At 44.9% G+C, this 25884-nt stretch carries 25 protein-coding genes, 1 pseudogene and 1 riboswitch; of the genes and pseudogenes, 13 read left to right on the forward strand and 13 right to left on the reverse strand.

Features of this window, described 5'->3' with window-relative positions:
* Nucleotides 1–178: 178 nt before the first annotated feature.
* Nucleotides 179–1174 carry a sulfite exporter TauE/SafE family protein gene (locus tag AC3FZD_RS05640; RefSeq protein ID WP_488739192.1) on the reverse strand — a complete coding sequence of 332 codons (996 nt, stop codon included), beginning with the start codon at nt 1172–1174 and terminating at the stop codon, nt 179–181.
* Nucleotides 1175–1627: 453 nt separating this feature from the next.
* Between AC3FZD_RS05640 and AC3FZD_RS05645 the strand changes: the two genes are divergently transcribed.
* The gene (locus AC3FZD_RS05645; RefSeq protein WP_488739193.1) at nt 1628–7102 is read left to right on the forward strand and encodes a trifunctional serine/threonine-protein kinase/ATP-binding protein/sensor histidine kinase; all 5475 of its coding nucleotides are present in this window, start codon (nt 1628–1630) and stop codon (nt 7100–7102) included.
* Nucleotides 7103–7114: 12 nt separating this feature from the next.
* Here AC3FZD_RS05645 and AC3FZD_RS05650 read toward each other — a convergent pair.
* Both AC3FZD_RS05650 and AC3FZD_RS05655 read right to left on the reverse strand, forming a co-directional pair.
* Nucleotides 7115–7406: pseudogene (locus AC3FZD_RS05650) on the reverse strand (Uma2 family endonuclease).
* A 218-nt stretch (nt 7407–7624) separates the two neighbouring features.
* A complete protein-coding gene (locus tag AC3FZD_RS05655) occupies nt 7625–7846 on the reverse strand; it encodes a DUF2283 domain-containing protein (RefSeq protein WP_488739194.1) in 222 nt (73 codons plus the stop codon).
* Nucleotides 7847–7952: 106 nt separating this feature from the next.
* On the opposite strand from AC3FZD_RS05655, the gene AC3FZD_RS05660 reads away from it, so the two are divergent.
* Both AC3FZD_RS05660 and AC3FZD_RS05665 read left to right on the forward strand, forming a co-directional pair.
* A complete protein-coding gene (locus AC3FZD_RS05660) occupies nt 7953–8663 on the forward strand; it encodes a COP23 domain-containing protein (RefSeq protein ID WP_488739195.1) in 711 nt (236 codons plus the stop codon).
* A gap of 9 nt (nt 8664–8672) precedes the next feature.
* Entirely contained in the window at nt 8673–9980 is a 1308-nt protein-coding gene (locus tag AC3FZD_RS05665; protein ID WP_488739196.1) for a recombinase family protein, read from the forward strand.
* 28 nt (nt 9981–10008) lie between these two features.
* On the opposite strand, the gene AC3FZD_RS05670 is transcribed toward AC3FZD_RS05665, so the two are convergent.
* The 3 genes from AC3FZD_RS05670 to AC3FZD_RS05680 are packed head-to-tail and all read right to left on the reverse strand — an operon-like array spanning nt 10009 to nt 12162.
* Nucleotides 10009–10680, reverse strand: coding sequence for a class I SAM-dependent methyltransferase (locus AC3FZD_RS05670; RefSeq protein WP_488739197.1), 672 nt, complete (start codon nt 10678–10680; stop codon nt 10009–10011).
* A gap of 51 nt (nt 10681–10731) precedes the next feature.
* Nucleotides 10732–11598 (reverse strand): carbohydrate ABC transporter permease, encoded by an 867-nt coding sequence (locus AC3FZD_RS05675; protein ID WP_488739198.1) that lies wholly within the window; start codon nt 11596–11598, stop codon nt 10732–10734.
* 3 nt (nt 11599–11601) lie between these two features.
* Complete coding sequence (locus AC3FZD_RS05680; protein WP_488739199.1) at nt 11602–12162, reverse strand: type III secretion system chaperone family protein; 561 nt, start codon at nt 12160–12162, stop codon at nt 11602–11604.
* A 71-nt stretch (nt 12163–12233) separates the two neighbouring features.
* On the opposite strand from AC3FZD_RS05680, the gene AC3FZD_RS05685 reads away from it, so the two are divergent.
* Nucleotides 12234–12620: a metal-sensing transcriptional repressor gene (locus AC3FZD_RS05685; protein ID WP_347179558.1), complete on the forward strand. Its 387-nt coding sequence runs from the start codon at nt 12234–12236 to the stop codon at nt 12618–12620.
* Between the two features lie 47 nt (nt 12621–12667).
* Here the strand turns inward: AC3FZD_RS05685 and aroQ are convergent, their stop codons facing one another.
* The 3 genes from aroQ to AC3FZD_RS05700 all read right to left on the reverse strand — a co-directional run bounded on the left by aroQ (nt 12668) and on the right by AC3FZD_RS05700 (nt 14688).
* Nucleotides 12668–13120 (reverse strand): type II 3-dehydroquinate dehydratase, encoded by a 453-nt coding sequence (gene aroQ / locus AC3FZD_RS05690; protein WP_488739200.1) that lies wholly within the window; start codon nt 13118–13120, stop codon nt 12668–12670.
* A 39-nt stretch (nt 13121–13159) separates the two neighbouring features.
* Nucleotides 13160–13297, reverse strand: a complete 138-nt coding sequence (locus tag AC3FZD_RS05695) for a hypothetical protein (RefSeq protein WP_488739201.1) — start codon at nt 13295–13297, stop codon at nt 13160–13162.
* Nucleotides 13298–13434: 137 nt separating this feature from the next.
* Nucleotides 13435–14688: a competence/damage-inducible protein A gene (locus AC3FZD_RS05700; protein ID WP_488739202.1), complete on the reverse strand. Its 1254-nt coding sequence runs from the start codon at nt 14686–14688 to the stop codon at nt 13435–13437.
* A 179-nt stretch (nt 14689–14867) separates the two neighbouring features.
* On the opposite strand from AC3FZD_RS05700, the gene AC3FZD_RS05705 reads away from it, so the two are divergent.
* Nucleotides 14868–15122: a YgiT-type zinc finger protein gene (locus AC3FZD_RS05705; protein ID WP_488739203.1), complete on the forward strand. Its 255-nt coding sequence runs from the start codon at nt 14868–14870 to the stop codon at nt 15120–15122.
* 10 nt (nt 15123–15132) lie between these two features.
* On the opposite strand, the gene AC3FZD_RS05710 is transcribed toward AC3FZD_RS05705, so the two are convergent.
* The 3 genes from AC3FZD_RS05710 to AC3FZD_RS05720 all read right to left on the reverse strand — a co-directional run bounded on the left by AC3FZD_RS05710 (nt 15133) and on the right by AC3FZD_RS05720 (nt 19837).
* Nucleotides 15133–16320, reverse strand: a complete 1188-nt coding sequence (locus AC3FZD_RS05710) for a hypothetical protein (RefSeq protein ID WP_488739204.1) — start codon at nt 16318–16320, stop codon at nt 15133–15135.
* A gap of 93 nt (nt 16321–16413) precedes the next feature.
* Nucleotides 16414–17514, reverse strand: a complete 1101-nt coding sequence (gene hypD / locus AC3FZD_RS05715) for a hydrogenase formation protein HypD (protein WP_488739205.1) — start codon at nt 17512–17514, stop codon at nt 16414–16416.
* Nucleotides 17515–17575: 61 nt separating this feature from the next.
* Nucleotides 17576–19837, reverse strand: a complete 2262-nt coding sequence (locus AC3FZD_RS05720; RefSeq protein ID WP_488739206.1) for a putative PEP-binding protein — start codon at nt 19835–19837, stop codon at nt 17576–17578.
* A gap of 620 nt (nt 19838–20457) precedes the next feature.
* On the opposite strand from AC3FZD_RS05720, the gene AC3FZD_RS05725 reads away from it, so the two are divergent.
* Complete coding sequence (locus AC3FZD_RS05725) at nt 20458–20760, forward strand: Mo-dependent nitrogenase C-terminal domain-containing protein (protein ID WP_488739207.1); 303 nt, start codon at nt 20458–20460, stop codon at nt 20758–20760.
* A gap of 96 nt (nt 20761–20856) precedes the next feature.
* On the opposite strand, the gene gifA is transcribed toward AC3FZD_RS05725, so the two are convergent.
* The gene (gifA, locus tag AC3FZD_RS05730) at nt 20857–21315 is read right to left on the reverse strand and encodes a glutamine synthetase inactivation factor IF7A (RefSeq protein WP_488739208.1); all 459 of its coding nucleotides are present in this window, start codon (nt 21313–21315) and stop codon (nt 20857–20859) included.
* 51 nt (nt 21316–21366) lie between these two features.
* Nucleotides 21367–21431, reverse strand: a riboswitch (Glutamine riboswitch).
* A gap of 260 nt (nt 21432–21691) precedes the next feature.
* On the opposite strand from gifA, the gene AC3FZD_RS05735 reads away from it, so the two are divergent.
* From AC3FZD_RS05735 to AC3FZD_RS05765, 7 genes are all read left to right on the forward strand, one after another.
* Nucleotides 21692–21958, forward strand: a complete 267-nt coding sequence (locus AC3FZD_RS05735) for a YciI family protein (RefSeq protein WP_488739209.1) — start codon at nt 21692–21694, stop codon at nt 21956–21958.
* Nucleotides 21959–22095: 137 nt separating this feature from the next.
* Nucleotides 22096–22563 (forward strand): SsrA-binding protein SmpB, encoded by a 468-nt coding sequence (gene smpB / locus AC3FZD_RS05740; RefSeq protein ID WP_488739210.1) that lies wholly within the window; start codon nt 22096–22098, stop codon nt 22561–22563.
* Between the two features lie 7 nt (nt 22564–22570).
* Entirely contained in the window at nt 22571–23110 is a 540-nt protein-coding gene (locus AC3FZD_RS05745; RefSeq protein WP_488739211.1) for an HD domain-containing protein, read from the forward strand.
* 6 nt (nt 23111–23116) lie between these two features.
* Nucleotides 23117–23920, forward strand: a complete 804-nt coding sequence (locus tag AC3FZD_RS05750) for an ABC transporter permease (RefSeq protein ID WP_488739212.1) — start codon at nt 23117–23119, stop codon at nt 23918–23920.
* A gap of 24 nt (nt 23921–23944) precedes the next feature.
* Entirely contained in the window at nt 23945–24583 is a 639-nt protein-coding gene (locus tag AC3FZD_RS05755) for a lysophospholipid acyltransferase family protein (protein WP_488740274.1), read from the forward strand.
* A 38-nt stretch (nt 24584–24621) separates the two neighbouring features.
* Nucleotides 24622–24912, forward strand: a complete 291-nt coding sequence (locus AC3FZD_RS05760) for a DUF2288 domain-containing protein (RefSeq protein ID WP_488739213.1) — start codon at nt 24622–24624, stop codon at nt 24910–24912.
* A gap of 250 nt (nt 24913–25162) precedes the next feature.
* Nucleotides 25163–25777, forward strand: a complete 615-nt coding sequence (locus AC3FZD_RS05765; RefSeq protein ID WP_488739214.1) for a phycobiliprotein lyase — start codon at nt 25163–25165, stop codon at nt 25775–25777.
* The last annotated feature ends 107 nt before the right edge of the window (nt 25778–25884 follow it).

Raw genomic sequence — 25884 nt, forward strand, 5'->3', positions numbered from 1 at the left:
ATAGCTTTTCTATTGTAGTATCGCTCTGAATTAAATTTCTTATTTCTTAAATTATCTTTAATATTTTTGCCAATCAACCCTATAAGAAATAAGGGGCTTACGCCCCTTATTAAGTCTCCATCTAGAAACGGTTTACTGTGAACAAGGATAAGACTAGACTATCCACATTGAACACCCCCTAGGCTTTATTTTTCTGATAGATATTAGTGCGGTACATCCAGTAATTCAGACCCGAAAAAACCAGCATGGTGATCAAACTGGAATAGATCGCCAGTACACTAATATCCACCAGTAATAAAGAACTGATAATTTCTACTAAAATCAACCCAATCAATATATTAGCAATAGTTTGCCGATGCAAAAGATCGCATAACATTGCCCCTAGAGGAGCGCCTACCACTACTACGGGAATAGCAGCTAACCAATAACTGCGAACAGGCTCCATAAAACTATGCAAGACAAAAGCATGAAAAGCGAACCCAATAAGGGCATTTGTGGCCATCAAAATTACAGATGTGGGAGTGGCCACTCTTTCACAAAACCGAAAGAGAATCACCATGACAGAAAAACAAAATACATCAATACCACTGCCCACGAGACTACTCATGATTCCTCCTATTGAGCCAGCAAGTACCCAAATTGTTCGTTCATTATGAGTCCAGATGGGCATTTCTATATGAAAGTCTCTAGGTAATCGGTTTAAGGCTAATAAAGTAATCCCAAAACTAGCCAGCATTACCGTAAATGACATTTTTATTACGTCTGGAGGTAAAATAGGGGCTAATAAAGTAGCACCGAAAGTCATGCCGATAAGACCGCCAAGACTACCCCAACGAATCACTCGCCAATCTACTCGAATACCGGTTAAAATGATAGCTATAGATGCTGAGGTCATGCCAATACTTTGAATGGCTAAAGAAAACATCTTCGCATCTGAGGGGCCAATGTGTAAAATTTTAGTAAATACCGGAAAAGCAACTGCTCCTCCTCCTAAACTGGTTCCCCCTGCAACCATAGATCCAAAGACCATAGTTAAAGCCATTGGCCAGTATTCAATAACATAAGAAATGGCTTCTTTAGCACCGAGTACGGTTAACCAAATTGTCCAAACCGTAAGGGCGATGCAAATAATGACTGTGCGTTTGTGAACAGAGAATGTAGAACGGAGTTTCAAGACTGTATTCCTCTTAAATGACTGAGCTAAAAAAAAATAGAGATTGCTACCTCTATAGAAAATTTAATTGGGTCTGTGTTAGTTGGGAAACTGGGGTTATACCAGAGGGTGTTTAGCTAAAAAAACTCCTTTAAGGGTCGTATGGGTTAATGAACTTAACGCAATAGATTAGCGCTACCAAGGGCAATTACTAAGAGTGGTGAAGTTGAACTTAAATTAAGTTAACACAATTAGGCAAAATTGGATCGCTTTGATCGCCGATTGTCATCAACATACAGCACTTGGCGCTGTTATGAGGGACAATTAGGCGGTTTTTGAAGATAGCCAGAATAGTTCAAAGTCTTGTTGAGTCTGCTTTTCACTCCCCCCCATTCCCCCACTCAGAGCGCTTGCATGTCTGCGAAGCAGAAAGCGCTGTATCTTGTTTGTCAGACCTTGTAGAATGAATGAGTATTGCATAGCGTTACGGGAAATGGTATGGGGGCGATCGCTATTTCTAGTAAGGATGAATATAATAGCTACCATACAACCCTAGTCAAAAAACCCAGAGAAATGACCCCATCACTACCGGGCTATCAAATTGGCGACCCCATCTATGCAGGCGAGCGAACCCTTGTCTATCAGGGCATTCGGTTGGCTGACTCCCTGAAAGTGGCGATCAAATTCCTCCGCAATGAATATCCCAGCTTCAGCGAGTTGCTACAATTTTACAATCAGTACACCATTGCTAAAAACCTGAACTCAAGTGGCATTGTCGTACCCTTAAGCTTAGAGCTATATGGTAATGGCTATGCCTTAGTAATGGAAGATTTGGGCGCTATTTCTCTCGACAAAGCCATACAAAACCATTACTCATTCAATTTAGGACACTGTTTGCAGATTGCCATTCAACTAGCTGAAATCTTACAAGAATTAGACCGTAACCGAGTCATTCACAAAGATATTAAACCCGCCAACATCCTCATTCAGCCGGAAACCCAAGAGATTAAACTGATTGATTTTAGTATTGCTACCCTACTGCCCAGGGAAGCCCAAGAAATTAAAAATTTCAATGTCTTAGAAGGAACTCTCGCCTATATTTCTCCCGAACAAACGGGGCGCATGAATCGAGGCATCGACTACCGCAGTGACTTCTATTCCCTAGGCGTAACCTTATATCAACTGCTAACAGGGATTTTACCCTTCAGCAGCACCGACCCTATGGAATTGGTACATAGTCATATTTCCCAACAGCCCATACCCCCTAGTGAAGTAAAAAATAAAAAGTCTAATATCGAAATCCCGCCCATCGTTTCCGATATTGTCATAAAACTGATGGCTAAAAATGCCGAAGACCGGTATCAGAGTGCTTTAGGGTTAAAGTTCGATCTTGAACAGTGTCTGCAACAGTGGCAAGAAACTGGAAAAATAGAACCCTTTGAGTTAGGAACACGGGATATGACCGGGCGCTTTCTGATTCCGGAAAAACTCTACGGCAGAGAAACAGAAATCCAAACCTTACTAACCGCCTTCGAGCGGGTGGCAGAAGGCAACACGGAAATGATGCTCGTTGCCGGGTTTTCGGGAATTGGTAAAACCGCCGTTATTAACGAAGTTCATAAGCCTATTGTGCGGCAGCGTGGCTATTTTATCAAAGGAAAATTTGACCAATTTCAACGCAATATTCCCTTGAGTGCTTTGGTGAGTGCCTTGCGAGATTTGATCAAACAGTTGTTAGGAGAATCTGATGCTCAGTTAGCCCAGTGGCAGGAGAAGATTCTATCTGCATTGGGGGAAAATGGGCAGGTGATTATTAATGTAATTCCGGAGTTAGAGTCCATTATTGGCCGCCAGCCACCGGTTCCCGAACTCTCTGGCAGTGCGGGTCAAAATCGCTTTAATCTATTATTTGAAAAATTCATTCAAGTTTTTACCAAAAAAGAGACTCCTTTAGTCATTTTTCTAGATGACCTCCAGTGGGCAGATTCAGATTCTCTGAAGTCGATCAAACTGCTCATGAGCGACAACAAGACGGGTTATTTACTCTTGCTAGGAGCCTATCGAGATAATGAGGTATATCCAGCACACCCCTTGATGCTAACTCTGGATGAAATGGGAAAATCGGGAGCGACGATAAAGACGATAACGCTTGCTCCCTTAAGTGAAACCGATCTGAATTTATTGGTTGCAGATACTCTGAGTTGTAGCCCAGATTTAGCCTGGTCTTTAAGTGAATTAATTCATCAAAAAACTAAGGGAAATCCTTTTTTTGCAACCCGATTTCTGAAAGGATTACATGAAGATGGGTGGATTACCTTCGATCGCGATTTAGGTTATTGGCATTGCGACCTAACCCAAGTGCGGCAGTTAGCACTGACGGAGGATGTGGTAGAGTTTATGGCGACTCGGCTGCACAAGCTACCCAAAGATACCCAGGAGGGTTTGAAGTTAGCCGCCTGTATGGGTAATCAGTTTGACTTGCAGAGTTTGGCTATTGTCAGTCAACAGTCTCAGGCGGAAGTGGCTACGGCTTTGTGGAAGGCTCTGCAAGAGGGCTTAGTATTGCCCAAAGATCAGACCTATAAGTTTTTCCAAGGGAATGAGCAAGGGGAAGCAGCAAGGGTATCAGAGCTATCGGTGAGCTACAAGTTTGTACACGATCGCGTCCAACAAGCGGCTTATTCTCTGATCCCAGAAGATCAAAAACAGCAAAAACACTATCAAATCGGTGAACTCTTACTGACAACCCTCTCTTCAGAAGCCAAACAAGAGCGAATTTTTGAGCTGGTTAATCAACTCAACTATGGAATAGATTTTATTACCGACCAAAACAGACGAGACGAATTGGCAGCGCTGAATCTAATGGCATCTCGCAAAGCTAGAGCCGCTACTGCCTATCAAGCGGGTCGGGAATATGTGAAGGTGGGGCTTTTTTTATTAGGAGAAAATGCTTGGGTGACCAAGTATGAAATGAGTTTAGCCTTGCATGAGATGGGGGCAGAGTTAGCTTTCTTATGTGGTGATTTGGCAGGGATGGAAGAGTTCGTTCAATCGGTGAGCGATCGCGCCAAGTCGTTGTTAGATCAGGTGAAGAGTTACCGGATTAAGATTATCGCCAAGATCACTAACAAACAACCAACCGAAGCGATCGCGATCGCCCTACAACTACTGCATCAGTTGGGAGTTCATTTTCCTGAGCATCCCACACCCAAAGATATTGAATCAGCTATGGCAGAAATTGACCAGTTGATTGGAGAGAGGGAAATTAGCGACTTAGTTCATCTCCCCTCCATGAGCGATCCAGAAAAAATCGCCATTGTCGAAATGACCACCAGCATCATCCCAGCCAGTGATATCTGTGGTTCTCCCTTCTATCCATTACTGGTAGCCTTGCCAGTCAAACTATCCATTCAATATGGAAATACACCGGCTTCAGCATCCGCTTATGTCTCCTATGGTATTCTGGCTAATCGCTGGCATGACATCGATACAGCCGTGAAATTTGGGAATTTAGCCCTTAAAGCGATCTCTAAATTAGATGCCAAAGCCTTCAAAGCAGAGGTCTTAGTTGTAGTCGGAGTCTTTATCTTGCACCGCAAAGAGCCGATTAAAAATGCATTACCTCTTTTAAAAGAAGCCTATACCGTGGGATTAGAACTGGGAACCCTTGACTTTGCTGGATATGCTGCCTATCAATTTTGTCTTCATTCTTTTTGGTCTTCTCAGCCCCTTGCTCTTTTAGAGCAAGAGATTTTTAGCTATTGCAATGGGTTGGAGCAACTGAATCAGTTAAGCGCACTGAATTGGTGTCGAATAGTTGGGCAAGTAACCTTAAATTTGCTCCAAGATGCACAGCATCCTGGTACTTTATCGGGATTGGTTATTCAAGAAGCTGAATTTTTGCCTCAATTGATTGAAGCTAACGATCGGTTGGGACTGAATTTATTCTACTTATATAAGTTAATACTGTGCTATCTATTCGGGAAAATTGAATCAGCACAAAATCATGCCCTTGAGGTGAAGCGATATTTTAATGCAGTTCCGGGAATGGTGGCTCAACCGGCCTTTTATTTCTATGATGCTTTGACCATTCTGGCAGATTGGACAGGGGAACCGGAGGCATTAGAGCGGGTAGAACAAAACCAAACCCAATTGCAAGAGCAATGGGCGCGTCATGCTCCCATGAATTACCAACATAAGGTGGATTTGATCGCAGCCGAAAAAGCGCGAGTGTTAGGCAACAAGGCTGAGGCGATCGAACTTTACGATCGCGCCATCACCGGAGCCAAAGAAAACCAATTCTTACAAGAAGAGGCTCTAGCCAACGAACTGGCGGCTAAATTTTACCTCGATTGGGGTAAAGAAAAAGTTGCCCAAGTCTATATGACGGATGCTTACTACGGCTATGCTCGCTGGGGCGCGAAAGCCAAAACCGACCAACTCGAACGGCAATATCCCCAATTGCTCTGTGCGATTGTGCAACCTCCCCGTTTACAATGGGTAAGCGGTCAAACCGTTACTTCTAACTTAAGGCGAACGGTGAGTTCGAGTAGCAGCAGCACTGGCTTTATGCTGGACTGGGCAACAGCCATGAAAGCAGCTCAATCTTTATCGAGCGAAATTCACCTAGAGAAATTGGTTTCAGTGTTGATGAAAGCAGCGATGGAAAATGCGGGAGCCGATCGCGCTATTCTGCTTTTAAGCCAACAAGAAACTTGGCCAGTGGCTGCCCGATATGCACTCCAGATGGGCCAGTTGCCTTCAATGTCTACAGTCAGTGATGATGCCCTGCCCATGAGTGTCATTAATACCGTTAAACGCACTGAACGGCCGATTATGGTTAATGATTTCTCCCGCCACACTGAATTTGCAGCAGACCCTTATCTGTTGCAAGATCAACCCCTAAGTTTCCTCTGTACCCCGATCCTCAACCAAAGTAAACTCATTGGCATTCTCTATCTGGAAAATCATCTGGCGGTGGGAGTGTTTACCACAGATCGTATCGAACTACTAAATCTGCTCTGTTCCCAAGCTGCGATCTCTCTGGAAAATGCCCGTCTCTACGAGCAGTCCCAAGATTATGCCCAGAAACTCGAAGCATCTCTCAAAGAGCTAAAGCAAGCGCAACTGCAACTGGTGCAAAATGAGAAAATGTCGGCTTTGGGTAACTTGGTGGCGGGAATTGCCCATGAAATCAATAATCCCGTGGCATTTATTGCGGGAAATATCAACCCAGCACGAGAATGTTTAGAAGATTTATTCGGATTGATTGACCTGTATCAGCAAGAATATCCAGAGCCAACCGAAGCCATAGCAGAAGCAATCGAAGCGATCGATTTAGAGTTTCTCAGGGAAGACTTACCGAACCTGATTTCCTCAATGCGAGAAGGAACCGATCGCATCGGCCATATTAGCGATTCTTTACGGATTTTTTCCCGTGCGGACAAGGATTATAAAGTGCCGTTTAATTTACATCATGGGATTGATAGTACATTGCTGATTCTCAAACATCGCCTCAAAGCTAACGAAGATCGACCCGCAATTGAAATTATTAAAGATTATGGAGCATTGCCAGAGGTACAATGTTTTCCCGGACAGCTCAACCAAGTATTTATGAACCTGATTGCTAATGCGATCGATGCTTTGGAAGAGGATAATCAAGGACGTAGTTTTGAGGAGATTTCTGGCGATCCCAATCAGATTAGGATTCAAATCTCAGCGACAGCGCAGGAAGTGACGATCCGCATTGCCGATAATGGTACGGGGATGTCTGAAGAGGTGAAAGAGCGCATCTTTGAGCAAGGATTTACCACCAAAGCAGTGGGTAAAGGTACGGGGTTAGGAATGGCGATCGCCTATCAAATTATTGTCGAAAAACATGGGGGGACAATTACTTGTACTTCTGAGTTGGGAAAAGGTACGGAGTTTACAATCCGGCTTTCTGTATAAATCATTTTCTCATTAGAACGAAAGTTTTTGAAATAGGTCAGCCACAGGTAAGCTAAATCCAGGAATTACTTCTTCACCCTCTAAAGCGTCAACAGATTTGAGCAGGCGATCGGGTTCTTGGGCAGAGCGATAAACTAAGACATAGTGTTCGCTCGGATGAATCATCCAGGCTAAACGAGTACCATTATCAAAATAGTCCACCAGTTTGTCATGCATTTCTTCAACGTAATGCACCTGAATTTCCCCTGTCGATCAATTCTCCATTCACAATTTCATAGCGGTGTCCGTCCTTGGGCAGTGCCATGAATTCCTCATCTGTCCAAGTTTTTTTTTCTGTTATTACTTCAGTTGCAGTAAGCACCAGTGAACTCCTTACAATTACAGCACTTTACGCGGTAATGAGGTACAGCCGAAAAAGATCCCCCCAACCCCCCTTAAAAAGGGGGGGAATCAGAAAGTCCCCCTTTTTAAGGGGGATTTAGGGGGATCAAAATGTACCCCATAGCAGCGAAAACTGCTATATTATTGTGCATCACGACAATGTTGAAACTCAGCAATTAATGGTTTTGACTGAGCAAGCTGACTAACCGCCAAAATAGAGAAGCCGAGAAGGTTGCCTTCTAAATCAACTCGTTCTAGGATGGCATCGTTTTCAGTTTCCCGCATATAACCGGGAGTATCTGAGAAAATAACTTCTAGAAAATCAGCTTCCGGGTCGAACCAAACCTTTACTCGCTCTGCCATAGGTCTTCTCCTTTATCCTGCCCAGATGAAACAATGACCAGGAACTTAAGGCCGATCGCCTCTCGTCATTACTGAGTTAAGTTGTTATGCAAATACGCTTCAAATTATGAAACCTTATCTAAGTTTACTTCTAATTTTCACAGTTCTGACTTCTCCGAGTCTGGCCCAAACGACTTGGCCCCGCGACTTTCCTGTGGATACTCAACCTGTACCTTCGGAACCCTCGTCACCTGCTCCTGCTGAAGGTATTCCCGTGGAAACCAAACCCCGGTTTACTTGCGAAACCCAGCAGGGACTGCCAACGGTCATGTATCATCCTAGCAGTCAACCCAGTCAAGCCTACGCTTGGGCCACTCCCCTTCAGTTGGGGGGAGGATGGACACCAGAGCGTCGCTGTGCAGAAATTAGTAGACGACTGGAATTTTATCGGGCGGATGGATTGCTAGAGTTGCAAACGGGTTTTGAGAATGGCTATGATACGGTTTGTGTGACCACCCGTGCAGATTATCGCTGTCGCATTGTGCTGACGGTTCCTCCCGGACAAAACCCGGAGTTAATCCGCGATCGCGTGTTTGAGAATTTGGCGATCGCCGATAGCGGCCAAAGCACCCTCCCCGTCACAACCTTGACCGAAAGACCCAGCACCCGCAACTGGTTAGATCTGCTCGGCCAAGTCACCAACCGCGATCTATCGGGACTGAACCGCATTCCCGCACCTCAACCCCCAACTCCCCAACCGCGCACCCTATCTAACGGCATCGATCTTAGACCATTTCTCGATCCGGCCGATGGGGGCACTGGGCAACATCTGCGTTAAAATTCCCCTATGAAAATCTTCGCCTATGTTTGGTGTGACCCCATCCTCGAATCTCCCCCGGATCGCAGTATTTGGGGATGGGAAGTCGATCGCATCTACCAAGATTTAGGGGATAGAGAGCAACTGAACACCCTCTTTCAAGACCTCGAACAAGAGCAGGAAAGGGAGGAAATTTATCTTCTGATTCGGCGACTCGAAGAACTCGGTGATACCCTAGAAACCATGTCCCATGCACTCCTGCGTTTAGAGTCCCAGAATATAAAAGTGATGGTGCTTCAGGGTGAAGAGCCAAATATAGGCGATCGCACCCAAATTCTGCAACTGTGCGATCGTCTTCAAACCTATTATCGCAGCCTCCGCATTCGCCAAGGCCATGCTCAAAACCGTCTCCAAGCCAAACCCCCACCCGGAAAAGCACCCTATGGCTATAAACGCAGCAAAAATAGCTATATTCTAGACCGCAGTTATGCCCCCGTTGTTAAAGACTTTTTTGATCATTTTCTACTCTATGGATCGATTCGGGCTGCCGTTCGTTATCTCAATCAAAAATATCGTAAAAAAATCTCCGTCTCCACCGGCAAACGATGGTTAACGAATCCCGTTTATCGGGGAAATACCGCCTTTAAAAACGGCGAAATTCTCTCCAATACCCATCCCCCCATTCTCTCACGAGAAGAAGCCGCCCAAATCGATCGCCTCCTGCGTCGCAATCGTCGCCTTCCCCCTCGTTCTGCCAGCGCTCCGCGATCGCTTTCTGGCTTAGTTTCCTGTCAAAACTGCCAATCCAGAATGAAAATCACCCGCGTCACCCGTCATCGTCAAACCGGTGAATACCTCTATCTGTGTCCCATTAACTGTCCCCACCAACCCCAATGTAAAAGCTTACGCTACGAACAAGTTTTAGACGCAACTATTAACAGAATTTGTCAAGATTTACAGCAAGCCGTCTCTCAACTCACCCTCCCCGATCTCGACCTAGTAAAATCACAACTTCAGCAAAAAATAAACCAAAATCAACAAATCTTAAACCAACTTCCCGAACTCACCCAAACCGGAATTCTCGATCCCCAAACTGCCGATCTTCGCACCTATAAAATTCGCACCGAACTCTCCCAACTGCAAGCGAGTTTAGCCGAGCTTCCACCCGTTAATTTAACCTCAGTCGCCCAAGCTGTATCCATTCCCCAATTTTGGCTCGATCTTTCCGAATCAGAACGGCGGTTTTACTTGCGCGAATTCATCCAGCAAATTCAAATTATCCGCTCCTTTGAAACTTCTCCCCCCAACTGGTTCGTGAAATTAGTCTTTATCTTCTAATTCCTAGTCTATTCCCCTGTGCTTAAAACTAAGAGTGACTATCCCAACTGAGTATCTGAATTCCATTCCAAAATGTGGGATATCCATTACCAGGAGTCAGGAATTCCACTAATAACTTGCATTCGGGATTCAGGGTAATAAAATCTAAATTCGCTTGCTGAACTTCTTTTTCATTCGCATCATCTACAATCAGAATTGCTTGAGAAGCTAAGAAAGGACGAACAAGAAATAAACCTATTAATTGAGAACGGTAATCATGCGCTCCGTCATAAAGATAAACACCGATTTTGCTTTCGGTTTCTACTTCTTTGAGATCGAGAAAAAATTGTTCAAAGTCTTGACAGCAGAAACAGACTTGACTTTCTAAACCAAATTTTCCTAAATTCTCTTCTAGTGCTTTTTGGTTTTTCCCATCTGGATCGAATTGCGAAAAATTATCAACTGCATAAGCCATTCGCTCTGGAGCATCTAGAAGCGCACCAATGAGAGTTGCCCCTTGATAACTGCCAATTTCACAGTAAATTTCATCCGGTTCCATACATTTGACTGCAAAATTGAGCAATTGCATGATATTAGTGGTTGTCATCCCTTGCAGATACTGGCCGACTTCATAAAATCGGTCAGATTTGGGATGGATATAGTCAGTTCCCCAATCTTCATACAGGGAGGGGAGTTGCTCTAGGAATCGATGATAATCCATAAGTAGATTCAAGGGAAAATATGTATAGTAAATATAATATCAAAACTGAGTTCACGATCGCATCTTTGTTAACTTCAAATTTACAATTGACAATCCCATGATGACCAAAAATAGCACCAATCCAATCGTACATGCATAACTCATTTCCAACTTCTGAAATGCCTGTTCATAAACATAATAAACCAAAGTTTTCGAGCTATTTCTCGGCCCTCCCTGAGTCATGATATACACCTCTTCAAAGACCTTAGTGGCGGAAATTGCTGAAATTACCGCTACTAAAAACAAATAGGGTCTCATCAACGGTAAGGTAATATCCCAATGTTTGATCGTGCCATCGGAACCATCAATAGCAGCCGCTTCATAGAGTTCCTGGGGAATACTTTGCAAACCCGCTAAATAGATAACCATATAATAGCCCAGTCCTTTCCAAATGGTGACGGCCATGACACTGTAAATAGCCCATTGGGGACTGGTTAACCAGGGAATAGTCGGTAGATGCAAATAACTTAAGGCTTGGTTGAATAAGCCATTTTCAGCATAGAGCCATCGCCAGGCAATTCCCGCTACCACCATGGAAATAATTACGGGGGTATAGAAGGCAGCCCTAAATCCACTGATGCCTTTAATTTTTTGATTGACTAAAATAGCTAATCCTAGGGGAAGAATAGCCAGTAAAGGCACAACACAAGCTAGATAAAGGAGGGTATTGCTGAGGGTTTGCCAAAATAGGCGATCGCTCCCTAATCGCTGAAAGTTTTTTAACCCCATCCATTGAGTTTGCTGGCTGATTAAATCATAGTTAAATAAACTTAAGTAAATGGCTTGCAAAGCGGGCCAAAATACAGTTAAGCTTAAAATGAATAGGGCAGGAAGCAAAAATAAGTAAGGGGTTAAAATTCTCCAGCGCTTTGCATTCATCGCTTACACCTCTGGCCAGAGTCGCTCTAACTGCCGTTTCCAAGCGGCTAACACTTGCTCCCGTTCTTGGGCATTTTGCGATAGCTCTCCCATCATCCCTTCTTCATAAAATCGATGCAGGGTTTGCATCGTCCCTTCTAGGGTTTGTCCCTGTGCTTTTGAGACTTCTACAATCATCTGCAATTGTCGATCTAATTTGGCTTGGAAATAAGGGGTTAATCCTTCTTCTTGTAAGCGGTTTAAGCGACCAATCATTTCTGCAAAGGACTCTTGAGTTAAGCTCTCTAGCTGGTGGCGATAAGTTACCCAAATAACTCCTTCACTGATCGAATAGCGAGTTTCTTGGGTAAACTCAAAATTAGCCTTTAATAGGTCTTCAAAAAAGGGTTTTGCATCTTCAACTGGAGCCATTGGTGCTAACGCCATGACCCAAGATTCATCATCAGAGAGCAGTACCAATAATCGTAAATTTTCCCGATCGATTTTCCAAGAACCGGCACTGACTTCAGAGATCTGGTCTGCAAATAATTCATCTAACACTTCATTAATGTCTTCAGGAGTCATAAAGCTAAATTTGTTCTACAATTAACATGATGCTCAAAATTATCCCAGCTGACAAGATTAACCTTTATCCAATGACCCACTCCCCATCCCCGAATGACCCTCAATCTTTGCCCCATCATCACCATCCCCATGAACCTCATACCCTACATCCCCATGTTCATAGTGAAGAATCTTTGAGGCAAATTGTCAATCAGCTCTCGCGGATTGAGGGCCATGTGAGGGGGATTAAGGGTATGGTACAGCAAAGTACCCCCTGTCCTGATGTGCTGATCCAATTGGCGGCAGTCCGGGGGGCAATCGATCGCGTTTCTCGTATTATTTTAGATGAACATTTAACCGAATGTATTGGTCGAGCGGCTCGTGAGGGAAATATTGAGGAAGAGTTGGAGCATCTCAAGGCTGCTCTAGACCGATTTTTGCCCTTAGCGAAGAAGAAGCCAAAGCCGAAGAAAGAGTAGTGGCGGGTTTCAAACCCGCCCCTACAATATCAAATCCACTATAAAAGCTATGGGTTATTGGCTTTTAGCTGAAGATGAGAAATGAGGGCTTGTAACCCTAAACGATAACTTTCTGGGCCGAAACCGCTAATTTGCCCGACAACCACGGGTGCTAAATAGGAGTGGTGGCGGAAGGGTTCACGACGATAAATATTGCTGAGGTGAACTTCGACGGTAGGAATGGAAACGGCGGCGATCGCATCCCTGAGCGCTACACTGGTATGGGTATAGGCTCCGGCATTAATGACAATGCCTTGATAGCGATTCACCGCCTCATGTATGGCATCGACCAATACTCCCTCATGATTGGATTGAAGGGGGGTTACCTCCGCTTGAAGGGTTTTGCCATCCTCTTTCAATTGCTGGTTAATCTGGGCTAGAGTAGTCGAACCATAAATTCCTGGTTCTCGCAGTCCCAATAGATTTAGATTAGGGCCGTGCAACACCAAAACGTTGAACAAGTTTCAATATCCTCAGTTGATAGAACTGTGAAGATCTCTTTAGCGTCTGTTTTCGCGGTCATTTACAGGAATCGGAATCGGCTCAGGTTCAGGCTGGACATCTGGCCCTAAGAGGGCTTCAATCAATTTACGAGCCAATTCTTTGATTTTTTCCCAGATTTCGTCGATATAGTCCATTCAGTATGAAGCTCCTTTCGCTGAACTTTAGCCCAGTGCATTGAAACTGGGTTAGTCAATCAAAGGCTTAATCCTTTCTTCGATCATAACGAATGATCGCAGATGAGCAACCTTTATTATCATCAGTTTTCAAAAGTTTAAGCTTTGTGTAAGTGTTTCCGGAGATGATCTAAGGCCCAAGATTGGCTAAAATCTCGTAGGATGGAGCGATCTAGGATACTACCTAACTGGTGACGATAGCTTGTGACTTCCCCATTGGGCGAGGCTAATCCAATGTAAACCAAGCCAACGGGTTTCTCTTCTGTGCCGCCACCGGGCCCGGCAATGCCGGTGATACTGAGGGCCCAATCGGTGTTTAATTGCTGTTGGATGCCCTGTGCCATTTGTTCGGCGATGCGATCGCTCACTGCACCATAGGCTTCTAAATCCTCCGGATTCACCCCTAATAGGCTCACCTTGACCTGATTCTCATAGGCGATGACTCCCCCCCTAAAATAGGCGGAACTGCCCGGCACAGCCGTAATAGCGGCTCCTAAGCCTCCCCCAGTGCAAGACTCGGCTACGGCTAGGGTTTGTCCTGACTCTAGCAATAATTTACCCACCACATCGGCTAAGGTTTGGTCATCGACTCCAAAGCAGTATTCTCCCACGATGGCTCGAATATGGTCTTCTACAGGATTAATCAGGGCTTGAGCTTCGGTTTCAGAACTGACGCGGGTGGAAATCCGCAACTTCACCAATCCTTTACCGGCATAGGGCGCTACTGTAGGGTTTTTATAGTCAAAGACTTGCGGGATTTTTTCCACTAGGGCAGACTCCCCAATGCCCCAAAACTTGAGAGTGCGGCTATAAATCATGGTTTCTCCCCATCCTTGCTGTTTGAGATAGGGAACGGCTGTTTCTTTCCACATGCGATGCATTTCGCTGGGAACTCCAGGAAAGGTCATTAGGGTTAAATTGGGGCGTGGATGCCAGATAATGCCGGGAGCGGTTCCTGTGGGGTTGGGTAAAATCATGGCTCCTTCTGGACTTAGAGCTTGTTTGCGGTTGCTGGGGTTCATGGTGCGTCCCCGTTGGGCATATTTGGCTTCGATATCCGCTAGGACTTCGGGGCGCTCGACTAGGGGAGTTTGGAAGAAGGAGGCGATGGTTTCGCCGGTGAGGTCGTCGGGAGTGGGGCCGAGTCCTCCAGTGAAGAGTATAATTTCTGTCTTTCGATCGAGGGCGGCGGCGATCGCCTTTTTCAAACGCTCCACATTATCCCCCACCACGGTTTGATAGTAGTGGGGAATGCCCAACTGGGCCAACTCTTGGGCTAAAAACTGGGCATTACCATTGAGAATATCACCAAGCAGTAACTCTGTGCCCACACAAATAATTTCGGCTGTCATACACGCACGCACTATGTCTTAGATACAGATTAATTTTATAGCGCTTTGCGCGGTAATTGGTTATGGGTTATCTTACAATAATAAATCAGATAAATCTTGTAGGGGCAGGTTCACCATATCCCCCAATTCCCACCCATAACTTCGGTAAACCTGCCCCCCAACCGTTCGCGGGAGAGGCAATGATGATGTTTAAATGCCATGTTTGCGGTTCAGAAGAATATCACTCTGAGCTAATTAGTGAAATTTTTCAGATTGACGGTAAGTTTTATCTAGTAGAACAGATTCCAGTAAACGTTTGTTCTCGGTGTGGTGAAGAAAGTTTTAATCGAGAAACAACGGAGAGAATTAGAGTGATGCTCCAGGGGGAAGCTAAACCGATTAAATCTATTTCTGTTCCAGTGTTTGCTTATCAGCCCGAATCTCAAGCTTCTTGAATATAACCTGCTATTGTTTCTCACACCATTGGGTTTGGATCGACTCAATACACTCTTGTAAATACTTCGTGTCCAGCCATCCCACATAGCCAGCAAATTGGCACAAATTTTGGCGATCAAAGAGATAAACATGGTGAACTTTAGCAGCATTGACAACATGGAACAAAACCCCACTGCCATCGGATAAGGTGAGCTGAAGTTCTGGGCGATCGTTAATATGCAGTTTTAATTTATCCTCAGTCATCCCTTTAACTTCTTTTAATTTATCAATCACCCAATGTAGATAAGTTTGAGGCAAAACACTCTGCATGGTCTTCTGTTGAATGTGGGCAAAAATCAGTTGCACTACTCTAGGAGAATGAAAATAGCCTGAATGAGATTTACCGGCATCTAAAGCCATCGCTGCCATATCTTGACCTAAAGAGCGTGCAGCCATCGCTACCATATTGATATCGGTCTCAATATTAATATCTTGAACTTCTAAATTGTCGATTGGCGTTAACTCGAAACTGGCTCTTAAAGGATAGGCAATTAAGTCAGAAGGATCGATGAGATTCAGCCATTTTAGACCCAATTCTCCATATTTTTGGGAAAATTCTTTCACAGATTGAGGGTTGACCGCTAACATAGTATTTAAGAAGAGAATCGGCGATCCCATGGTGGTAATAGTTTTCAGTTTTACCGTTCTTCGAGTCGGATTATCTGAGAGATGACGGATGATTCTACGGATGGTATGGGCGGGATCGTTATTGGCAAATCGGTCAGAAAATAAAATATCCCATAAAATAACTGTGCCTAGAGAATGGGAAATGATATGTAGTTCATCTTCTGTGGGATTCTCTTTGAGAAAATCAATCAGTTGCTGGGCTAAGGTTTGACGAATTTGTAGCCCTCGTTTGGTATTGAGATAGGTAAATAAGTCGCCAGCGAATTGGGAGAGATAGTCTTCTCTAAAACTGCGATAGCGCAGGTAGTCATTAATTTTAATTTGAGGATTATCTCGTTTCAGGGTTTGTAAATCTTGATCGATATAATGCCAAACTTGTTGCATGTCGCTGAGGGCGTTTCCCCAAAAACTAGCATAAAAGATGGGGGCTGGTTGGTTTAATTTTTGACTGGCTTGTTTGAGGGCTTTTTTGAGGGGATCGGCGTATTCAACATCCCGTATAGCAACACCATGGATAAAGAAAATCAGCATAGGAAGTCTATTGGCTTGTACTTATTGTGCCTAAATATAGCAACTTCAGATCTAAAACACAAGGTTTTTACTTATGATCGCCGTATCCCCCTGTCACTCCTTTCCTCGATAGCGATAGTAGGCAGAACAAGCGCCTTCTGAGGAAACCATGGGCGCACCGAGGGGATGTTCTGGAGTGCAGCGCGTGCCAAAGGCAGGGCAATCATGAGGCTTTTTCACCCCTTGCATGATTTCACCACTGATACATTCAGTTGTCAGTACAGGGGGATTAGGATCGAGCCAGTGGGCGAAGCGCTTTTGGGCATCCCAAGGAGAATATTCTGCCCTCAAACCCAACCCACTGTCAGGGATTTCCCCAATGCCGCGCCAGGTGCGAGGAATGATTTCAAACACTTGATGAATCAGATGTTGGGCGGGTTGATTGCCTTCGCGACGGACAGAACGGCTATATTGATTATCAAGGGCAATCTTTTCTGTTTTCCCTTCTAACTGTTCGATGCAGCAATAGAGTCCCTGAAGGATATCAATGGGTTCAAACCCGGTGATGACGATGGGAATTTGGTATTTGTCTACTAGGGGTTCATATTCGGTATATCCCATCACAGTGCAAACATGACCGGCTGCGAGAAACCCCTGTACCCGACTTTGGGGAGAGGAGAGAATGGCTTCCATGGCTGGGGGAACGCGGACATGGGAGGCGAGGAGGGAGAAGTTGTGAATCTGTTGTTGTTTGGCTTGATACACGGCCATGGCGGTAGCGGGGGCAGTGGTTTCAAAGCCAACGGCAAAGAAGACGACTTCCGATTCTGGATTGGCTTGGGCAATTTTGAGACAATCGAGGGGAGAATAAACGATCCGTACATCTGCACCTGCGGCTTTTACGCTGAGTAGGTCTTTGTCGGTTCCGGGAACTCGGAGCATGTCGCCAAAGGAACAGAGGATGACTTGGGGATGGGAGGCGATCGCGATCGCCCGATCGATCAGCGCTATGGGAGTCACACAAACCGGACATCCGGGCCCATGAATCAGGGTAATCTCTTCTGGCAACAGTTGATCGATGCCATACTTAATAATGGAGTGGGTTTGACCGCCGCAAATCTCCATAATTCTCCAAGGTTGGGTGGTAATTTCGGCGATCGCCTCTGCCATCCTTTGCGCTAATTCAGCATCCCGATATTCATCGACAAATTTCATAACAAGGGTTCCCCAGTCTTCCTCACTATTAAAAGGGAAAACCCCCCCTAATTTTTAATTTTTAATTTTTAATTTTTAATTGACTCCGGGCAGCTTCTAAAATCAACTGCTGCTCTCCACGGGCGATCGCCCTTCGCACCCGATCTACCGCAGGCATCTCCACGGAAATAGACGTAATTCCCCAGCGCACCAAATGCTGAATTAACCCTGGATGACTCACCACCGCTTGACCACAAATACTGCACTGAATTCCCCCAGCTCGCGCTTGGGTAATACACTGCTCCAAAGCCTTTAAAACCACCGGATGGCAAGCATTCAAGCCCCGTTGATGTGTTTCCCACTGCTGGCGCTCTAGACCAAACAACAAGGGAATTAAATCATTGGTTCCCACACTCAAGCCATCAATCCCCACCTGAATATATTCTGAAATTTGGAATAATACTCCAGGAACCTCCACCATGATCCACAATTCCATCTGGGATAACTGCCGTCGATCAACCCGCTTGCGAATGGCTACCACATCCTCCACCGTTCGCACAAAGGGTAACATTAAATGAAGATTATGATAGCCCTGGTGATGTAATTTTTCCAGCACCGTTAACTCTAAATCAAATAAGGCTGATCTTTGCTCATTAACCTCACAGGCCAAAATTCCCCGTACAGGAGAAGGATCAAAGGAGTCAAAAGAACGATAATAGATCGGACAGGGATAAAAACTCTCGGCCAACTCTCGTAGATGCTTCAACCATTCGGAGCTAAACCGATCCACATCTCTCCACCATTGAATTCCTGGAAAGAGTCTTGCAGCCCATAATTCAGAGCGGATTAAACCCACTCCATCTACCTCCTTGTCTGAAGGGTAGATGGAGTGGGGTTGAGAGAGATTAATCCAGAGCTGCGTTGCATGTAGGGGCGAAAAATTTTTCACCCCTACCGTAACTTGAATTGGGTCAGATGAATCATCGTTAGCCCCTAAATTAATCTCTCCCGTTTCACCATTCATTCGGATCATCTCTCCGGTGATGAAGTGGTGGGTTGCTTGTTCGACTCCCACGATCGCCGGAATGCCTAATTCTCTGGCTACAATAGCTCCATGGCTCGTGATTCCACCCTCTTCCGTAATTAAACCAGCCGCTTCTTTTAAGATCCAGGTTTCTTGGGGGGCAATCGCCCCTTTAACCATAATTTGCCCTGGATTTAAGGACATCGGTTGAAGCCGATCCGGTAAGACCAAAACCGGAGCCATAGCCACCCCTGGGGAAGCGCCTATACCCTTATGGGGCAGTAAAGAGGTTTTTTTGTCATTTAAAGGAACAACGTCTGTAATCCACCAATTTAAGTCAGGTATGCCGATCCACTCCAGGCGAAAGTTACCGTACCACTGATTTTTGAGAGAAAGGGTGCGATCGCCTAAACATTGGATTTGCGCTTCGTTTAAACAGGGTCGATCCACCAGAGAGGCATCGAGAATATAAGCACAAAGAGATTCTTTTTTAGCCTGGAATAGGGGCGTATTCAAGGACAAGCTTGAGGATTCACCACAGAGCTGATAAGCTATGCGCTTATTTCCTAGATGTTTCTCCTTGATCTGGTAAGGTTCAATCTCAATCTGATAGCGATCGCCAGTCACTTGAGGTTTATTGAACAGATATCCTAATCCCCAGGTGGCTTCTATTTCAATTTCACGATCTTGAGTGGCGATCGCCCCACTCATCACTTCATTGTGCAAAGGTTGAATCAGAATACCCACCCTAATCTGATGTAACGAGATCCCTTGATATTGCCAGTAGAGCAAGTATTTATTGCGGAAGGTTTCCGCCCAAATTTGTTTAATCGTTTGGGCTAAAACATCAGGACTTTTCGGCGATCCCCAAGCCGTCCACAAGCCGTCTAACCCCCTATAACCCTGGGGGTTAGATGGTTTAGGTAAGCTCAAGGAGGGACGACAGAGAACAAAATCTCCTTCCCAGGTGGCGATCTCCTCCACGACTGTGTTATACCCTGGCCAATTGAGGGGGCTACTCAGAATTTGCTCTCGAATCCTTTGAGTCATTTGGCGTAGCTGAAGATCCCGCTCTTCATCCACCCGATCCGTTAGGTTTTCCTGGGAAACCTCTGAAAGTCTACTATCGAACTTTTGGCCCAAAATGGGATAAGACCACTCAAGAGTGTTTAAAAATTGTTGTCGGATCTCATTGGGGATCGCCAAACCCGGCAAGACTGGATAGCCTTGTTGTAGCAGTTGGCTTAAATTCCAAACGCGATCGCCCACTGACAAGCGGTGTCGATCTTGGATTTGGGTAAGCCAGTAAATCGGATTCATGAGCGCAGGCGATCGTAGGGTATCTTACCTAATTGTAATAGCTCTATTCTATTTTGATACCCGGTTCTAATACTGGCGCAGTTACCCTCCTCCTTCAGTCCCTGATGAACCTTTAACTTTTCTCTAAGGCTGCTTCATCTACAAAATAATCTCGATCCCCAGTTTTTTTTCAGCAAAATCAATTCTGAAAGCCTGAATTCTTAACCCTATCATCCATTCAGAGACAATCTGAAGTTTGATCAAAGAAATGTCAAAAAATATCAGTTAATATTGCAATAATTAAATAATTGTAACAATATCGTCTTTTTGCCCCAATTTACGATTAAAGCTTAGAGAAGATATTTTTTTTGTTGAAACAACATGACCCAGCAGCCAGCTCCCCCTGTGACAGGTTAACCATTGTCCCCATCAAAAACCCATACCCTTAACCTGCGATTAAACTCATCAATAGTTCCCCCTTAAACTTTTTTTTGATCCGGAAGGAACTATCCCCAACTTGAATTGATCCACAACCTTAGAACCGACTCTAAATGGCTATATCTATGGCCAACAAAAGACTAAAACAACCGCATTCTCATGCACCATGTCCTAATGTATCTCGCTACAAAGAGTGAGGATTTATGTTAATCAAAATTAGTCAGATTACCTTCAGCTCTCCCATACACTGGGATCTACTCTATCCCATTCGTCAATGGTTAAATACTCTAGATATCAATCGCCCAGACCTAGCTCGATTAATAGTCAAACTCATTCCCGCTCAATGCCCCTTTGCACGAGATATCAAGCTCTTTGGACGCACCATTGCCCATATCCCCCCCCTATGCAAACTCAATCCCCTATATGATGAACTCATGAGTTTACGCTTCCGTTGCCTCTGTTTTCTCGCTGACCACTGTGGCGAAGATATCGGCTCTTATATCTAACTTGGATTTGAGGCATAAAAATATCCCCCCAAGCGATGGAGGGATATTAAGACTGATTGTATACCAACTAGGAGTTAACTCATCGACAGATTCCTTTTAGCTGTAGGAACCTACATGATGCTCATAGTTTACCCGGAAGGTGGGTTGAATTTTGCCTTGAATGCGGCTCCAATATTTGCCCGCATCAGCAGTTAAACCCACTTCTGTGGCTAAACGGCCGAGCATGGCTTGTTGACGGGTTTTGATGCTGCGATCGCGAGAAATCATCAATGCTCTTGCTTTTTCCGTTACAGATTCAGCCACCGATGCTACAGCAGCCACCATTGGGGTAACCGGTGCAACCTCTGGAACAGCTTGGGGAGCTTTCGCTTCACTGCCGACATGATAGCTCAGTCCACGATATTTCAGATCCAGATTGGTTTGCATGACAGGCGCTTTCTTCATATTGCGAAACCGCCATTCTAAACCGCGATAGGTTCCACCAATCTTTGCTTCTCCCATTTCAACTACCGGGGGATTGTAGTCGTAGGTCAGTCCGCGATAACGAAGTTCCATAGCTTTCGCCTCCTAAGATAATCAAACTCGCTTTGTTTCATCGTTAACAGAGGCGCGTTCCTTCAGGATTTCTCCTTACTTCCGTCTTACTCGAAAAACGAAATAAGATGAACGATTTATCCTTATCTTTCTGTAGTCTACGATACGGTTTTGAAGAATGTCCAGTATTTTAACAAAACTTTACATTTCCCCAGCTAAGGCAAACGTGGGATGGGGATAAGGAAGCGATCGCCAAACTCCTACTCGATCTACTCGATCTCTTCCTGAAGCGGAGAAGGAACCACCAGAGCCACAAAAAAACGCTCTATCCTACTCTTGATACTATTGATCGCTACAATAAAGAAAAAATCACCCAAATCATAACCCTTCTTCGATCATGCCTTGGTTTGCCAAAATCGAATCCGGAATTGTCGATAAAGCCACCTTCGATCAATATGTTCCTGCCCATAAAGCCTTTGTTCAAGAGCTAATAGACAAAGGCCATAAAGCCCGGAGTGGATATTGGCGCAAACGAGGCGGTGGTATGTTAATCTTTGAAGCTGAATCCAGGGAAGAAGCCGAGGTGATCGTCCAACAAGATCCCTTGATTCTTAACCATTGTGTAACCTACGATCTCTATGAATGGTGTATTGTTGTCGAATAAAGAAACAGCATAGCAATTTCAATCCCGATCCCCCCAAACCCTTAGAAAGGGGGGCACTAGAGAAAGTCCCCCTTTCTAAGGGGGATTTAGGGGGATCGATTGGTTGAAAAATACTAATATTATATTGAGGAAAAAACATGACTAAAACCAGCAGTGGACATAAAATATTAAGCGATAACCGGCAAGCCCGATATTTATATGAAATTCTAGAAACCTATGAAGCAGGAGTTGAACTGCTAGGAACCGAAGTCAAATCCATTCGCGAAGGACGGGCGAATCTGCGGGATGGTTATGTGTTAATCCGCAATCAAGAAGCAGTCCTATTGAATGTACATATTTCCCCTCATAAAACCACAGGAAATTACTTTAACCATGACCCCTTACGCACGCGCCGATTATTATTGCACAAAGAAGAAATCCGCAAACTCATTGGCAAAGTAGAACAAAAAGGCTTAACCCTAATTCCCCTCAAACTCTATTTAAAAAACGGATGGGTGAAAGTCGCCATTGGTTTAGGCCGAGGCAAAAAACTCCATGATAAGCGGGAAGATATTAAACGCCGGGACGATCAACGGCAAATTGAACGAGCCATGAAAAATTTTTAGTACATCTATGACCCTTGAAACCCATATTCCCCTATTAGAATCGATTCTCGGAGAATGGAAATCTGTCATTGGCAGTCAATATGAGCCGTATAAAAATCATGTCTATCGAGTGCTGAACTTCTGCTTTATTTTTCATCAATGCCAGGATGACGATCGAGAAAAGTTAATCATCGCTGGCTGTTTTCACGATTTAGGAATTTGGCCCAATGATACGGTAGATTATTTACCGCCATCAATTGAATTAGCCCAAACTTACTTGAAAAATGACGGTAAAGAAGAGTGGACGACAGAAATCACCAGAATGATTGAGATGCACCACAAATTTACACCCGTTCGCAACTGTAATTATCCCTTAGTAGAAGTATTTAGGAAAGGGGATTGGGTGGATCTGTCTCACGGTTGGCGGTCTTTTGGATTGCCCCGACTTTATATAAAAATGGTCTTAAAAACATTCCCTAATTTGGGATTTCATGCTAACCTACTGCGCTTAACCCAAGAAGAATTCAAAAGAAATCCCCTTAATCCTTTGCCCATGATGAAATGGTAGAAATGGATGTCTACAAGCTATATTCCTATTAATTTAGATCAACTTATCAGTTCATCCCTATTGATTCTAATCAATATAGGATTATCTGTTTATTTGCGCTTAGGACTAGAGAAAACCTTGGTGATTGCCACGACTCGAATGGTTGTGCAGTTATTATTAATTGGATATGTTCTCAACTGGCTATTTTCCTTATCCAATCCGATCGCCATTTTAATCCTGGCTTTCCTGATGACCAGTATCGCTGGAATATCGGGCGTTAACCGCACATCCAGGCGGTTTTCGGGCATCTATTGGCGCTCTTTCCTCTCCGTTTTAGTCGCTGCATTCTTCATCACCCAATTCTCCATCCTGGCTGTGATTCGAGTCGATCCCTGGTACGATCCCCAGTATTTCATCCCCCTATTGGGTATGATTCTAGGAAATGCTTTAAATGGGGTTTCATTAGGGTTAGAGCAGTTTATGGAGAGTTTAGTGAGCAATCAGGGTAAAATTGAAACCCTCCTGAGCTTAGGGGCAACTCGATGGGAAGCTACCCATGGGGAAGTGAAACAAGCTGTTCGTCGAGGGATGATTCCTATGATTAACTCGATGATGGTAATGGGACTGGTCAGTTTACCAGGGATGATGACGGGTCAAATTTTGGCCGGAGCCAGCCCTTTAGATGCCGTGCGCTATCAGATTATCATTGTGTTTGCGATCGCCTCTGGAACTGCCCTAGGAACCCTCGGTGTGGTATTACTAGCTTGGCAAGCTCTGCTCAGTCCCTCCCATCAGCTCAGGCTTAATAAATTAACCCAAATCAAACCCTAAATCTACCCATTACCCATGAAAGCCATGACTCAAAACCGCGAACCCTTGGAAAGCCTTGTTCTTTACCACCTCTTCAAGTGGTCTGTGGTCAGTCCCATGCTGCATGTGTATTTCCAAGGTCGGATTCACGGCGCTGAAAATGTTCCCCAAGAGGGGCCCTTAGTTGTGGTGAGTAACCATGCCAGTCATTTCGATCCGCCTATTGTCTCTAACTGCGTGCGGCGACCGGTAGCTTTTATGGCCAAAGAAGAACTCTTTGAAGTTCCAGTCTTAAAACAAGCCATCCGCTTATATGGAGCCTACCCTGTCGAACGGACATCTGCCGATCGCAGCGCCATTCGCAATGCTCTATCCGCTCTAGAACAAGGCTGGGCAACCGGCTTATTTTTACAAGGGACTCGCACCAAAGATGGCCGCATTACTTCGCCCAAATTAGGTGCAGCCATGATTGCGGCTAAAGCTCAAGCTCCCCTTTTGCCGGTCAGTTTATGGGGTACGGAAAAAATCCTCGTTAAAGAGACTCCGATCCCCCGTGCTGTCCCGGTCACGGTTCGGATTGGTTCCTTAATCGATCCACCGAAAACGACTAAAAGAGAGGAATTGCAGCAAGTAACCGAAGTCTGCCGGGATGCGATCCATGCACTGCATGACTTAGGGCGGTAAAATGGGCCGGTGCAGAATTACAGATCATAATCTCAAACATGGAAGACATTAGGGAACGCCTTACGCAAGAAGTAGATCGGGCACAATGGCAGTGGCTTAAGCCCCATATTGCCAGGGATAATGTGGTTGTGGTCAATCCAGGATTAGATTTAGTCGATGTGGGAGTGGCGATCGCCACGGATGAAGTCACTTCTGTCCAACGCTGGATCGGCGAACAACTGATCGCCAAACCCACCCTTGAACAATTAAACCATTGGGAGCATATCGAAGATCAGCAGTTTGAGGCTCTCATTGTCCAACCCTATATTCTCGTCAAAGAAACCTCTTGATCCTCATTCATCCCAGAGGTGATGTAAAGAATTGTTGCGAGTGGCATAAAAACAGGGGCAAAAAAACGAGAACCCTGCTTAAATAACTGGTTTGTCAAGTGCTGCTACTGTACTTAGTAATTGCCGCAACTAAAACCTACTGACTTCTATATGATGCTTATCTCAAAGTCTTTTGCCTAATGTAAACTTAAAGGGAGAGTAAAATAAAAACGTCAAAATCGTTACCAAGTAATCGAGGAGGTTAATGAAGATGGATGCAATGGAGTTTTTTCAGCGCAGTGCAGGGAGATGGAGATCGCGGCGTTCAACCCATCACCTGGCCTTTCGGCGAGCAGAACTCGGAGAGCTAGAAATCACGGTTAGCGCCTTAACTCCAGACGATCCTAGAGTGCAAGAAATTTGCACCATGCATGAAGTAGATGGCCAATTAGCCGCCGGTGGGGCACTGGTACAATGGCACGGCACGATGGGTTGGGATCGAGAAGGAGAAGGTCATGAAGATTCTACCGTGATGGTGATCGTTCCCGATGTGGATAACCCGCGCAAAGGTAAACTCTTACGAGAAAAAGGCTATGCAGAAATTGTCCCTGTGGCTGGACAGTATGAAATGGATGAAGAGGATGGGCTGAACTTAATTACCGAATATGAAACCATGAGTGCGATCGAGCGATTTTCCTTCGCCAGCGATTCGGAAGATATTCGGATGCGAACCAGTACCGTCAAGCGTTTCGGCGGATTTAATACGGCCTCCTTCTGCATTGAAACCCGCATCGGTTCAGCCGCAGACACCAACGCTATAGCTCTGCCAGAAGCGCTCAAATCCTCTTGGGAAAAAGAATCTGCTGTTTCTCTGTTGGGATGGTAACTCAACGCTCAATGGGAGAGGTTAGGGGGGGTGAGAGCGGGTAAACTCAGTTTCAGGAATCAAGCAAATCTTAAAAATGCATCAAAAGTTCGTTCTCAGTTTTTAAA

It is taken from the genome of Roseofilum sp. KMC-1 (assembly GCF_057802075.1).

Excerpts from the sequence above, each read along its gene's own strand:
- AC3FZD_RS05745 (WP_488739211.1), top strand. The coding sequence starts at position 22,571 with ATGACCCTTGAAACCCATATTCCCCTATTAGAATCGATTCTCGGAGAA.
- AC3FZD_RS05720 (WP_488739206.1), bottom strand. The coding sequence starts at position 19,837 with ATGAATCCGATTTACTGGCTTACCCAAATCCAAGATCGACACCGCTTG.
- gifA (WP_488739208.1), bottom strand. The coding sequence starts at position 21,315 with ATGGAACTTCGTTATCGCGGACTGACCTACGACTACAATCCCCCGGTA.
- AC3FZD_RS05655 (WP_488739194.1), bottom strand. The coding sequence starts at position 7,846 with ATGGCAGAGCGAGTAAAGGTTTGGTTCGACCCGGAAGCTGATTTTCTA.
- AC3FZD_RS05735 (WP_488739209.1), top strand. The coding sequence starts at position 21,692 with ATGCCTTGGTTTGCCAAAATCGAATCCGGAATTGTCGATAAAGCCACC.
- AC3FZD_RS05705 (WP_488739203.1), top strand. The coding sequence starts at position 14,868 with ATGATGATGTTTAAATGCCATGTTTGCGGTTCAGAAGAATATCACTCT.
- AC3FZD_RS05665 (WP_488739196.1), top strand. The coding sequence starts at position 8,673 with ATGAAAATCTTCGCCTATGTTTGGTGTGACCCCATCCTCGAATCTCCC.
- AC3FZD_RS05685 (WP_347179558.1), top strand. The coding sequence starts at position 12,234 with ATGACCCACTCCCCATCCCCGAATGACCCTCAATCTTTGCCCCATCAT.
- AC3FZD_RS05710 (WP_488739204.1), bottom strand. The coding sequence starts at position 16,320 with ATGCTGATTTTCTTTATCCATGGTGTTGCTATACGGGATGTTGAATAC.
- AC3FZD_RS05725 (WP_488739207.1), top strand. The coding sequence starts at position 20,458 with ATGTTAATCAAAATTAGTCAGATTACCTTCAGCTCTCCCATACACTGG.
- AC3FZD_RS05675 (WP_488739198.1), bottom strand. The coding sequence starts at position 11,598 with ATGAATGCAAAGCGCTGGAGAATTTTAACCCCTTACTTATTTTTGCTT.
- AC3FZD_RS05680 (WP_488739199.1), bottom strand. The coding sequence starts at position 12,162 with ATGACTCCTGAAGACATTAATGAAGTGTTAGATGAATTATTTGCAGAC.
- AC3FZD_RS05765 (WP_488739214.1), top strand. The coding sequence starts at position 25,163 with ATGGATGCAATGGAGTTTTTTCAGCGCAGTGCAGGGAGATGGAGATCG.
- smpB (WP_488739210.1), top strand. The coding sequence starts at position 22,096 with ATGACTAAAACCAGCAGTGGACATAAAATATTAAGCGATAACCGGCAA.
- AC3FZD_RS05700 (WP_488739202.1), bottom strand. The coding sequence starts at position 14,688 with ATGACAGCCGAAATTATTTGTGTGGGCACAGAGTTACTGCTTGGTGAT.
- AC3FZD_RS05760 (WP_488739213.1), top strand. The coding sequence starts at position 24,622 with ATGGAAGACATTAGGGAACGCCTTACGCAAGAAGTAGATCGGGCACAA.
- AC3FZD_RS05755 (WP_488740274.1), top strand. The coding sequence starts at position 23,945 with ATGACTCAAAACCGCGAACCCTTGGAAAGCCTTGTTCTTTACCACCTC.
- AC3FZD_RS05670 (WP_488739197.1), bottom strand. The coding sequence starts at position 10,680 with ATGGATTATCATCGATTCCTAGAGCAACTCCCCTCCCTGTATGAAGAT.
- AC3FZD_RS05695 (WP_488739201.1), bottom strand. The coding sequence starts at position 13,297 with ATGGACTATATCGACGAAATCTGGGAAAAAATCAAAGAATTGGCTCGT.
- AC3FZD_RS05750 (WP_488739212.1), top strand. The coding sequence starts at position 23,117 with ATGTCTACAAGCTATATTCCTATTAATTTAGATCAACTTATCAGTTCA.
- AC3FZD_RS05660 (WP_488739195.1), top strand. The coding sequence starts at position 7,953 with ATGAAACCTTATCTAAGTTTACTTCTAATTTTCACAGTTCTGACTTCT.
- hypD (WP_488739205.1), bottom strand. The coding sequence starts at position 17,514 with ATGAAATTTGTCGATGAATATCGGGATGCTGAATTAGCGCAAAGGATG.